Here is a 12468-nt window from a genome sequence, read left to right on the forward strand (position 1 = left end):
ATTGGACTATGTCCGGCATATTGATTACGTGCACGTCAACGCGTAAGGCGGAACACAACATGGTTTCGCCGGATGCTGGCTTTGATTGCGAATGACGGTTGAATTGACCGGCTTTCGCGTCGGTTTAGCGGAACGCCTACCGGCTGTGCTGGCTAAAGCGGCGTACAACACCACCCCAGGCTAAGCCGCTTAACAAAAGCAACCACGCTGCTGGCACTGGGACCGGCGTCACGCCATAAGTGATGCGAGTGACATCCCAACCCGACCAAGCCTTCACGGTGCCTCCCATGTATCTATTGCCACCGGTCAAGGTTACGCTGGAAAAGGGGGTGTCCGAAACCAGGCCCAAAAATGCGCGAGGGTTCGAGCCGCTTAAATCACCATAGAAATTTATACCGCTACTAGAAGCGGAAACACCGGCCACATCGGTGCTGATATTGAACGTTGAAAGCGAAGCAATGACCAAACCGACCCCGAAAGAGTTGATTGGGGTTGAAAACGTGAGTGTGACGGAATCGTTGAGTTGCGTTAAGCCGCCCGGTTGGAATGCCGTGCCGTCGCCAGGAGGGGTCAATACAGGGTTGAAACCCGACCAGGCATTGTTGACAACCTGCCCCGTCGTATCGTTTGGCAAGTTAGGATTGGCACGATTAAAGATACTAAAGGCATAGGTAATGCCATTGATGATGTCACCTGAATGAATAGTGCCAACCGGCATATTGGCTAATTCATTGACGACCATGGTTTGATTGGCGGTGGCATCGGTGAATCTGGCGCTGACGGGTAGGTAAGGATTATTAGAGACTATGTTGTAGTTTGAGAACGTTGTCACTGCTGCCGTTGCGGTATCACTAATGGCAACAACCGCGACTGCCATTGAAAATAAAATTCCTGTTTTCATAAATTCTCCTAGCGTTGATTTTCAGGCGTTAAATCCGTATTTAGCCTATCAATTGCCCTGATCTCTTAGCTTCACATTAGATTAGGAAGGCATTGATGAAGCAATTTGTGATCCACTTTGCCCTGTCGGCGGTGCTAGATTTCGAAGTTTGAATATTCATGTTTCATTGACCTCGCAAGCACATTTCCAAGCATAAAGTTGCTGGAAAGTGCTCGAACGGTATCAAAGAAACGTAAATTTAAGCTTAAAGTACCTTGCTCTTTACAAGGTAATTTTTCGATGGCAAGTAACCCTTGGGTCAATCGCAAACCCGATGTCGGTTTAATATCAATTTTTGGACATAAGCAAAACTGGAGGAGGTGTTACCGATGGGCCGGAATCCTCCCTTCACCGCCACCCCGAAACCACAAACCGTAATTTCCCGGTAATACCCGGCGCTTTTTTGGCGACGGTGGGAATCGGGATTTCGACGGTCAGCGAGCCGCCGGCCTCGACAGCTTCGTGTTCGTCTTGGGTGATAAGCCGAACGTCGGTCGGTTTGGATTTGGCTTGGCTCCAGTGCCATGTGACTTGTTGGCCTGGGGTGATGGCGATGATCGCGGTGTCGCTGAACAGGCGGGCGCCTTCGACGTGGGAGTCGAACAGCCAGCCGTCCACCAGGTATTCCTGCACGCCGATGCCCAGTGTGACGGCATAGGTCAGCGTGTTGTCGGTTTGATCGACCTTGGCCCAGTTGGCCAGGAACACGCTGGATAGATACACGCTGCGTTTCTGGTGTTTGACGATCTCGCGGTGGCCGCGAATCGCCGCCGAATCTTCCTCGGCGGTGCGGCGGGTCAGCAGGCCGCGCATTTTGCGCGGTGCGGCTTGCAGTTCGAAGTAGTAGTCGGCCTCGACTTGATCCGCCTGACCTTGCAAGGATTCGGGCAGCGTGACGCCGGCGACGTCGAACCAGATATCGACCTTCAGATTGCCGAACAGAAAGCGGGTGAGGTTTTGAAACGCGTCTTCGGAATTGACGATGCCGAAATAGCCGGAATGCGAGCGGTAGGTGTAGGCCTTGGGGCAGGGCAAGGTTTGGCCGGCGCGGTCTTGACCGGTCAACACCGCGTTGGCGACCTTGACCAGGCCGTCGCTGCCGTGGCCGGAAAACATCCGCGACAAGCCGGCGGCGACGTTGTAATCGGCGCGGTTGCTGCCGACCATGCAGAAAAAGCGGTCCGGCGGAAAGTGCCGGAGCAGGTCGACGCGTTCTTCGGCCAGGTACTCGCTATCCTTGTCGAGATTCAGATATTCGGCCATGCGCGGACGGCTGAAATTGTTCATGTCCGCCGTTTTCAACCAGTCGGGTACGTTGACGCCGGCTAGTTCGATGCCGTTGTGCGGGGTGGCGTAGGTGAAGACTTTATCCACCCAGGCGCGGGTTTGGGCATCGCCCAGCGCCGGATTCTGCAAGAAGGCCCGGCACACCAGACCGCCCATCGAGTGGGCAACCAAATAGCATTTGAAGTCGGTGTCCGCGATCGGTTGGCCGGCTTCGTCGCGCGCCAGGTCTCGGACGCGCTGAATCAGTTTCCCCAGGCCCTCGGCATAGGTTTCGATCGGCGAGGATTTACCGCTACCCAGCAGGCTGGAGCCGTCGTCGTAGTAGCGGTATACCACCACCGAGCGGTAGGGGATGGTTTTGTCTTTCGGCCAGTCCCGGTCCATGATGTCCAAGCCCTCGTCGTAGACGTCGGCGTAACCAAAATCCGAAATCAAGCGGACCACCGGCGATTCGAAAATGAATTTCCGGGCCTTGGTATCTTTATCGCCAGTACCGGCGCGGACCACGGTGGAGCCGGCGTTGAAACCGCAAAACGGATCGGCGGCGGTTTCGTCGCGTTCGGATTCGGACATCGCATAGCCGCGCACATAGATGATCGGATGGGCGGCGGGGGCGACGGCTTGTTGCAGGGCTTTGGCGGTGTCGGACATGGTTGAGGCTCCGTGATTTAATGTCGGGTGGTGGTCGTTGGCTTCGAGTTTCGGTTTATTGTTCCCTCGCCCCTCCGAGGCTGTCGTATTAGTCAAAATACAACCCTCTCCTCGCGGGAGAGGGCAGGGTGAGGGAATTAAAACAATGCGTTACCGGGCAGACTGACTTTCCTGGCCTCAGTGCCCGCCGGCACAGTCGTCGCGCTTGCCCAACAACTGCATCGCGATCAATTTGCGGTAGCTGGTGGCGTGGTGTTGCAACAGGATGTCCGGGCGGTCGCCGATGGTGTAACAATCGCCGCCCTTGGTCAGGCCGAACACCGGGATCAGTTGGCCAGCCAGCGTGTAGTTCAGCGACTTGGGTTTTAGATCCGGCAGCTCGATCGCGGTATCGCCAAAGTAGCGCTCAACGGAGGCGGCGATGCCGGTTTCCTCGAAATCGTCGGCCAGGTGGCCGGTAAACATTTCGGCTATCGATCCGCGGATGGCGTTTTTGGCGCTGGTGACGGCATCGATGACATGGTCCAGCGGCCCGCCGACGCTGACGTTGTCTTCTTCGACGAATTCGGCGACTTCCGAGACGGTTTCCAGACTGAGAGGCACTTGCGGGACCGGGTCTCTGTCGTTGTTGATGACATAAGCGGTTTCGGCGGCGATACGGGCGAAATCCTGGGAAAATTGCAGATTGCCGGGCTTGGGCTGGGCAAACAGATAGGATTTCAGCGCCGGCTTGGCGGTGAACGCCAGTTGGTAGGGATTGTGCTCGTCGCTGGTGGCGTAATACAAAAAGGCGTGAATCAGCGTGGCGACCGCCGCGCCCTGACTGTGGCCGGTCACCGTGATTTTGGTAATCGCTTGTTGCGCCAGTCGCTGTTGTAGTTGCGTCAGGATACCTCGCTCGGGATCGAACAACAGCGAAAACGCGGCGTAACCGAAACCCAGGTGAACTTCGGCGTCCGGGGTGGCGGCGAACACGATGGGCAGCGGTTTATTCTCGGGGTACTCGACGCCGGCGTAGGCGGGGATCGTCGTCGCGTAAGCGTCCGCCAGGATGCTGCGCCGTTCGCCGACCGTGCCGCGTATCGCAATCGCGACATGGCCGGGATCGCTGGTCGATTGCGCCAACAGCCAAGCGTTGTTCAACGGTTTCAGACCGTTGGTCTTGATGTCGTTGGGGTTGTCGCCGTGCCCGTCCCACGGCCAGATCCGGTTCCATTCGGTGTTGCCGGGCTGGCGGCTGTCGTAGGCCAGTTGCCAGCCGGCCGGCTTGGCTTGGTATTGATGGTTGGGGTCGGGCAAATTGGGATTGTTGCGGTCGTCCTGGTTGTTCAGTTCTATGCAAAGCTCCAGCAACGAAGTGGCTTCGGTGGCGTCGAAGCCGCCCCAGGCCGGCCTTACCGGCGGCAGGCCGCTGTCTCGGAGTTGTTGATAGGCTTCTAGCGAATAATTTGTCGGCATCGTCGTGCATCCGGTAATGATGAATGGAATCAGGGCCAAACCCAGCTTGTGGGCAGTGCAGGCGTTATGGCGTCGTGGCATGGGCTTCTCCGGCTTGGGCTTTTACGCACCATTGGGCGCGCTCGGTGACGTGGCGGGCGACGACGCCGGCGGCGGTTTCCACCAGTTTGGCGACCGCTTCGTTGTTCAACGCGCCCCAGGACCCGCCGCGAATGGCCTTGCCGACCGCGCCGGCCACACTGGCTTCGGCTTTACGGGCATGGGCCTCGATTTCTTGGAAGCCGGCTTCGTCGATGCTGATGTCGGCGGATGTACCGGCGCGGCGGTCGTAAACCCAGTGCACCGGTTTGCTGAAATCAATGACGTAATCGGTCAAGCTGGCGGCGGCGTTGGTATTCGGCAGAACCGGTAACGGCGCGTAATGGTCGCGGACGGCTTCCAGGGCGATGCGCAAGGTGTCGGCGGCGACTTGGCTGTGGTCGATGCTGACGTGTGTGCCGGTTTCGACGATGCCCGGAAAGCCGTATTGGGTGCCGTCGCGACCGACGAAGCCGGGACTTTTTTTGGCCAGTTTGCCTGTCGATTTGGCAAGTTGCTTGTTGACCAGGTTCAAAACCTTATCCAAGCGAGGATCGTCGGCTTTCAGCTTTAACAGCGACGCGGTTTGCTGCTGCAACTCGGTTTGCTCGGCGGGGTCTTGGATGATTTGCGAAACCAGTTGCGCGCCGCCTTTTTTAAAATAGGCCTTTAGATATTCTTCTTCGAGCTTCAGGGCTTGCCGGGTGTCGGCTTCCAGAAATTCCTTTTCTGTATTGACCCGCTGTTTAAAGTGTTTGCGATGTTCGACCAGATCGTCCTTGATTTTTTCGGCCAGACCGGCCGGGCCTTCCAGGTGCGGCGAGGTCGTCAGCTTGTCCAGCAGATCGGCTATCAGCGATTGCTTGCCCAGCAGATTGCGGTCGTTCAAGCCTTCCAGCGTGTCGAGTTTGGCTTTGAGTTCGTCGGTTTTCTCTTCAACTTCGCCGAGTACCTTGGCCAAGCCGGGTTCGAGGCGCGACGTCAACGGCGCCATGCAGCCGACGAAGCGGGCGGCGTCGATATTGAATTCCGGCTTGGGCAGCGTCAGGTTCAAGACCTCTAGTTTGTCCTTGATTTTCTCGAACGCCGGCAATTGGCCTAACGTGGTCAGTGGCGCCTTCGGCGCATCGGCACAGCCGGCGATCAGGCCGGTGGACAGGGCCAGCAGCCAGGGTAGCAGTCGTGAAGTGTTGTTGTTTGAGTGGTCCATGGTTTGTCCTCATTGGCGTGAGTCATTTTTATGTTCGGCAACCGTTCAGGCCGTTGCCGTGTCCGTTCCGGCGCGCTTGCACCCTGTGTCATCAACCGCGCCACGTCCCGATTCCGCGCGGATCGAGTATAGAAGCAATATCAAAAACTGTTAGGTGGCTCACATTTAAATTGGTGCGCCGGTCAGAGTCGCGGCTAATCGGGAAGCGCCACCACCAAGCTGGAGTCGCAAACCTAGGTTTGCACTCCGGAGCGAGCCTTACAGGCGCTTTCCCTGGTCTGGCTGTTGCCTAGGGTGCATGTTGCCGAGACTCTTTTGTCGCAATTCCGGCGCCGGACACCTTTGATTGCACCTGCTATAAGCGCCGAAAGTAGGTGCTTCTCCGGCAAACTGGAGTTGCAAACCTAGGTTTGCACTCCGGCGCGTGCGTTACAGGCGCTCCCAGACCTGTTTCGATTAAACCCGCGTTGGTGGACGCCGTCGCTTAAATCCATGGTGGGAGGCGCTTTAGCGGAGGCTGCAAGCATATGCTCCGCCGGAAGCCCTCGATCGAGATGGAAGCCGCCTATAGTCGCTGATGTAACAAGTGTTGGCCGAGACTGGGCGAAAGCCGAGATTTAACCTCACCAACCGTTCGCTGAGCGAAGCCGAAGCGGATTTCGGTTTCGCTCAGTCCACCGGCTCATCGCTGCGATTTCGACCAGGGTTTGCCGTCGAAGGCATCGAACAGCCCGGCTCGCCGATTGGGCGAGCCACGCGCCATACGACTTTCCGCCTATTGCACCAACGGCTTGATGGTCCGATACAAAGCCAAGCGATCCTGCAAGCCGGCGGTGCCGCCGTTGATTTTCTTGGTGATCGCGGTGAAGTCCTCGACGTCGTTGTCGTCGGTTTGGTCGTCGGCCAAGGCATTCAAACCGTGACCGAACCAAAAGTAGGCGGCGCTCAAAGCCGCCCATTTCGGTTCGATCAACAATTCCGGTTGCGCGAGCAAATCCACGCCCAAGGCCTTGCCGACATCGGCGTAATTGCTGCGGCCGGTGATTTGAATCAAGCCCCGGCCGCGAAACCGGTAGCCGTCGCCGGAGCTTTCCGGGCCGTTGCCGATCCGGTTGGCGTAAATGTAATTGGCTAGCTTTTCTTCGTTGGCGACATAGGGCGCGGCGACGGCTTCGGTCGGAAAGCGCTTGGGCCACACTGCTACCAGCCGCGCGGCGGTTTTGTAGAACAGGCCTTCCGTCAAGCGGTTGAATTGACCGGATTCGTGGCCGGTCTGGGCCAGAAAGCAGGCGATGCGGCCGGGATTGTTGATTTGAAATTGCTCCATCGCCGGGTTCAACGCCGCCGCCCAGATATCGGGCGACTTACATTGCGGCAGCGCGGATTTGATTAGGTTGGCATCTATCATGGGTCACCTCCGTACGAGTATTCTTGGCTGGGACTTCACGGTTGAGCGCTGTTTTTTTGCGCCGTGAGGACGAGTTTTATCAAGGTCGCCATGTCCTGGCAGGTTTGATCCAGTTTATTGAGCAAGGAATTGCGCCGGTAATACAGCGCCGCCAACGTGCCGAGCATCAGCAGAGAAATCCAGCCGTGGACTTCCACCACGTAGCGGATAAAGTTTTCGAAGAATACCGGTGTCAGATAACGCAGCAAATCCGAAATCGAGCCGCTGAAGCCGCCGCTGGTCAGGTTGGTTACCGAATCGGGCGGATAGACCCACATAAACCACGACGCTAGGATGATCGCCATCGTCAGTTCCGAGAACCAGACGTACAAGTGTTTCCTGGCGTTAATGACGGCGTCGGCCTCGGCGCTAAGTTGCTGCCAAGCGGCGGATTTTGCCGAGGTATCCACGGTCAGTACCACCTTGGAGGCCGCCGCCGCAGGCGGATTGTTTGCGTCGAACTTGTGGTCTACCACATTGAATTTAGGCGGCAGGCCATCGGGTGCATAGGCCTCGCTGACTTCCAGGATTTTTCGGAACGCACTGCGGTGAATGGCGATGTCGGCGTCGTTTTTAAGCAGCCACTTGCCGGTTTTGGAATCTTTGGATAACTCGGCCAAATTGCGCGGTCCGTAGCGGTAATACATCGCCAAGCCGTCGCGCGAATCGTAGAGTTTGTCGTAAATGTTGGCGCCGTCCCGATAGCTTGCCAACACGTCGTCGTAGATAACCAAGCCGTGGGCCATGGCTTTTTCCAGCATCCAGACCAAGGCCACGTCGGACATGCCGGTGCGCGGGTAGCCGCCGCCGACGTTGGAATGCACTCCGGCAAACCAGACTTGCTCGACGTAATGGTCGTAGTCGCGCTCGTCCCAAACCAAGGGATGAAAGGTTTCCCGATCGTCGTCGATGGCGATCGCGTGATAGGCATTTTGGATGGCGTTATTCAGTTTGTAATCGTAAAAGCTATGCTTCCACCACGGGCTATGATCGGTTAACCAGTCCATGCTTCGACCGAAGCCTTGCAGCAGAACGCTGAAGTCCTTGGGAAAGCCCAACGCCGACACGGTATCCCAAACGCCGACGAAATGGATCTTCAGGTTGCCGTCGGGTGCGTGGTTTGGATCTTGGAACGCGAATTGTTTTTTGAACTGCTGATGTTGGTCCGGATTTCCGGTGCCGTAGCAGGTCATGGCTTGCTTGACCAAGCCCGATAGCACCGCGGAATCGATCGAGCCGTCGGTCTTTAAGAAGTGTTTGGGATCGATCAAGCCGCAAGCGTTTAAAAATCCGGCAAAGGCGCGCACGGTCGCCGCGCCGCGGCTGAAACCGAATAAAAAGATGTTGTCGCCGGGTACGTAGCATCTGGCCAGGAAGTGGTACAGATGGAGCACGTTTTTTTGAAAACCGAAACCGAATGCGCCGGACATCGCGGTCCAGTATTTGTTTTTGCTGGTGTCGCTCTTGTCGGTGCCGACCCCTTGGTCGTAAAACGTGAATTGATGAGCCTTGCCGCTGGTGACGTCCACGGCCTTATAGGTTTTGTACACGTTGCTGTCGCTACCATACCCGCCTTTGTTGCCGGTGCCGTCCGAGCACAGCACGATATTTTTATTGCTCATGGAATACCTCTCTTGAAATTGGCGAAGAGTTTGTTCTTATTATTTAAACACCGAGATAAATGGCTCTCGGCCCTAACGCTTGTTACCTCGGCAGTTTAGTTCAGCGCGGAAAAAACGCCTTGTCGGGCCGATGATCGAATGCCGATTTTTCATTCGGCCGCAACGTAAGCCGACAGCTATTTTTTAAGTTCAAGGTTTATTTAGGGTTATCACTTCTACTTTGTCAGATTTACGCAACGCCGTCATGCCCGCCGGGAAGCGGGCATCCAGTGCCATGGATGGCAAGCTTCGATCCGTCCGTGGAGTCTGGATTTCGGCAATCCCTGCCGAAATGACGAGCACTACCGATTATCTGGCAAGGTAGAATTAATCCGGCCCTTGAATACCGTTCGCCCTGAGTCCTTCGGCTGCGCTCAGGAGAGCCCTGTCGAAGGGCATGCCAGCCTGGGCTTAGCCGAGATCAGCCCGAACGGATTACCAGTGATAAATAGCGCCGGGTTAATAACGCCGACCGGCCCCGCCTTATAAATTCTTCTCGATGTTTTGAATATAGTGATCGATAAAATGATGCTCGATAAAGGATGGAATTAAATCCAGTTTCTGGTTTAGCGAACCTTTAATCCGCTCCATGAATTTAAACCAGTAACCGACATCCTCGTGTAATTTGCCTTCCGAATCGAAGAAGCGAATGCTGCCGCCTTCCTGGTATTGGTTGAGCCGGTCCGGCACGCGCGGCACGATGTCGTTATCGTTAACGAAGCGGAAATAGCGCGGCTTCAAGGCTTGGTCAAGCTCGCCGACAAAGCGGCGATCGCCGACCCGAGGTTGGCCGAAGGTGTACAAGCCGTTGATCGATTTGTAGATGCGTTGATCGATTTCCAGACTCAAGCGCGCGGCGGCCAGCACCGCCAACGCGCCGCCCAGGCTATGCCCGGTCAGCCACAGCGATTGACCGTATTGATGGACGCTTTCCAGGGTATCGACCAAGGTATTCCAAATGGCGTCCAGGGCATCGTCGAAGCCGGTGTGAATGTGGCCGTGCGGCGTCACGCGAAACGCCATCTTGGCGTCGGTACACCAGTCGTCCGGCACTTTCTCGGTGCCGCGAAACGCGATCACGATCGCACTGCCGCTGTGGGCGATAAAAGCTTGAGTATCCTGGCGCGAACCGGGAATCTTGCTGCCGTCGATGAAGCGGCCGTTAAAGCCTTGTACCGACAGTTTGTTCAAGACTTCGGCTTCGCCGGCATAGGCCAGCTTCGACGCCAGGGCCAGCGCATAGGCGTTCGGCAGCGAAAATTGGGTGTTGTTGGGTTCGATGCTGAGTTGTTTCATCTGATGTCCTCCGTTTGATTACAAAAAAGCCAGTGGCCTTGTCGGCGTGAGCTATTGGGTACCGACGCCGGCCGGGAGGCGGGTGGCTGAACTGAGCATCCTGCCCTTTATTCGCGCTACCCCAAGCCGTTGCCGCTAGGATAAAGCGTCGTCGCGCGAGCCAAAGTGACCAAATCAACTTGATTTTGCGGCGCGGTTCACTCGCTTGGGCTTGCTGGTCGCGCTAGACGGCCCGCTCGCCGACAAGTTCCGACTCGGGTGCGCGAATACTAGCTCAATGCCAAACGACACCAGTGTGCCGATGTCTCGGGGCGCCTTGTCCTCGATGTGTAAGGTCCAATTTCCCGAGCAATCCTTGCCTAACAACTTGGCCAGATCCGGAGCGGTGCTTCTGTCGTAGGTCTTCTTTAGATTTTTTGCCGCGCCGCCGGCTCGATTGTGCAACACGATCGGTTTCACGCCGGTGCCGGCCGGCGGCAGCACCGCGACTAGCAGATCGCCGATGTAGCTATGCTTGATGTCCACCGATACCGCGATGGCTTCCATCGGCGAGTTGTCGGCGACCGCCAGCGTGAACTCAACCGTTCGCAGGTCCGGTATCGGCGCGTCGAAGACTCGGCTGACCTTGACGCTATTACGGGGTTGCGGCTTCGCCAGATTGACGGCGGTCAGCGCGTTCAAACGGCCGTAGCCGTATTTCGGACTATGGCCGTTGGCGTCGTAGTTGCCTTGTTGCGGATCGATCCGGTCGCAGGCGCGTTTGAACAACTCCTTGACCTCGAACCACTTTAGATTGGGATTGACCGCCAGTACCAAGGCCGCCACGCCGGCCGCGCCGGGGCAGGCGCTGGAGGTGCCGCCAAAACTGTTGGTAAAGCTGCCGTCGTTATCGCCGTCGGCGACGCTGCCGGCGTTGTAGCCTTTTTGGCCGAGCCGGTCGGTGGTCCAAATCCCCGGCGTCAACGGTTCCGGATGGTTCAGCTGGGCTAGGCCCAAATCGCTGCTCGGGAAGGCGCACCACACCGCGTTGCCGAAATCGCTGTAAACGCTGCGTTTGCCTTGGTCGTTGCAGGCCGCGACGGCCATCAGTTTGTCGTAACTGGCATAACCGTCGTTATCGACCGACTCGTTGCCATTGCCGGCGGCGAACAGAATCACGCAGCCCTTGCCGCCGCGGCCGTTGGTCACGGCGTAGTCGATCGCCAATTTGGTACTGGCCGGTAGGCGGGTGATTTGCTGGTGCGCTGGATCGCCGAGGTTCCACCACTCGCCGTCGGCCGGTCCCCAACTGCAAGAAATCACGTCCGCGCCGTGGTCGGCGGCCCATTTGAAGGCGTTGGCCTCCTCGATCGAGCCCAGGCCGGACGCCAGCCTAATCGGCATCAGCCGGGCGTTGGGCGCGACGCCGGAAGCACCGAGCGTGCCGTTCGCGCAGGCGACGCCGGCGCAGGCGGTGCCGTGGTCGTCCGGAAAGCCCTTGTCCTTGGGTCTGGGATCGCCGGTTTTGCTGGTGACATCCCTGGGCGCGACCACTTTACCGGTGCCGGAAAACTCCGGATGATCGATGTCCACGCCGTCATCAATGAGCGCGATTGTCACGCCGTCACCGAGGGTCACGGCGTGAGCGGCCTCGACATTGGCATGGGCGTCGATGCCGACGCCATTCACCTCGGTCTTCTTTAAATGCCACTGCTGCGGGAAAATACTCTTGCGAGTGCGCGGCCGGATCAGTTCCGGATGGCAATACTCCACGTCGTCGCGTTGCAACAGCTCATCGGCAATATCGAATACCTTCTGCCCGGTGCCTTCGACGGCGCCGACGAAGTAGGCGTTGGTGGCGTAGCTGACTTGTTCCTTGATCCGCAAACCGAGGCCGGTCAACAGCGCGCTACAGTCGTCCGGGTCGGCGCTATCGACGAATTTGACGAACAGATTTTCGGTGTACAGCACCGGCTCGCGGGTGCCGGGATCGATCAACACCCCACCGGCGAAGCGCACGTCCGGCACGGCGCGCAGGGCGGCTTTTCGGTCGCCGAGCGAGCGCGTCGGCGGCACTCGATACACCTCGACGCCGACGTCGGGGTAGGCCGCCACCAACACGCCATCATTCAACTGAGCCGAATTGGGGTTGGGCACGGCGCCTCTGCTTTGAGTGATCGATCGGCCGCTCCGGGTCCGCACCGCGATTAAATCGTCGCCGGCTTCCAGATCGAATCCGGGCTCGTTTTTACTGCCGAAGTGGATGGTGGGCATGGTGGACTCCTCGAAAAGAAATTTGCGTTAACGCATTGCTACGGCTGACACCGAGAGAATTTTTGATTGCTTATCGAAACGCAGCCTTTGGAAAGGTAAAGCGGGCGGCGATAGGCGTTCCGCCGGTTCATCGATCAAATCGCGCGGTGGAAACGCTAGCCGCTAAAGTATTCCGTTTTGCCAGAGC

Annotated in this window: 8 protein-coding genes; all 8 read right to left on the bottom strand. The window is 57.5% G+C overall.

The genetic code is table 11. The features are described from left to right. Positions 1-136: 136 nt before the first annotated feature. Complete coding sequence (locus tag ACQE3E_RS07865) at positions 137-901, bottom strand: hypothetical protein (protein WP_427501461.1); 765 nt, start codon at positions 899-901, stop codon at positions 137-139. A 387-nt stretch (positions 902-1288) separates the two neighbouring features. Beyond that, positions 1289-2878: an esterase/lipase family protein gene (locus ACQE3E_RS07870; RefSeq protein ID WP_427501462.1), complete on the bottom strand. Its 1590-nt coding sequence runs from the start codon at positions 2876-2878 to the stop codon at positions 1289-1291. Between the two features lie 177 nt (positions 2879-3055). Next, the gene (locus ACQE3E_RS07875) at positions 3056-4417 is read right to left on the bottom strand and encodes a lipase family protein (RefSeq protein ID WP_427501463.1); all 1362 of its coding nucleotides are present in this window, start codon (positions 4415-4417) and stop codon (positions 3056-3058) included. After that, on the bottom strand, positions 4401-5624 hold the full coding sequence (locus tag ACQE3E_RS07880; protein WP_427501464.1) for a hypothetical protein: 1224 nt from the start codon (positions 5622-5624) through the stop codon (positions 4401-4403). The genes ACQE3E_RS07875 and ACQE3E_RS07880 overlap by 17 nt, the downstream gene beginning before the upstream one ends. Before the next feature lie 775 nt (positions 5625-6399). Next, the gene (locus ACQE3E_RS07885; protein ID WP_313728483.1) at positions 6400-7032 is read right to left on the bottom strand and encodes a glycoside hydrolase family 19 protein; all 633 of its coding nucleotides are present in this window, start codon (positions 7030-7032) and stop codon (positions 6400-6402) included. A gap of 35 nt (positions 7033-7067) precedes the next feature. Further along, the gene (locus ACQE3E_RS07890) at positions 7068-8693 is read right to left on the bottom strand and encodes a DUF2235 domain-containing protein (RefSeq protein WP_313728482.1); all 1626 of its coding nucleotides are present in this window, start codon (positions 8691-8693) and stop codon (positions 7068-7070) included. Between the two features lie 522 nt (positions 8694-9215). After that, positions 9216-10028 (bottom strand): lipase family protein, encoded by an 813-nt coding sequence (locus ACQE3E_RS07895; protein ID WP_313728481.1) that lies wholly within the window; start codon positions 10026-10028, stop codon positions 9216-9218. Between the two features lie 174 nt (positions 10029-10202). After that, positions 10203-12281, bottom strand: a complete 2079-nt coding sequence (locus ACQE3E_RS07900) for a S8 family serine peptidase (RefSeq protein ID WP_313728480.1) — start codon at positions 12279-12281, stop codon at positions 10203-10205. Positions 12282-12468 lie beyond the last annotated feature (187 nt).

The organism is Methylomonas sp. MED-D, from assembly GCF_050276835.1.
Lineage (GTDB): Bacteria > Pseudomonadota > Gammaproteobacteria > Methylococcales > Methylomonadaceae > Methylomonas > Methylomonas koyamae_A.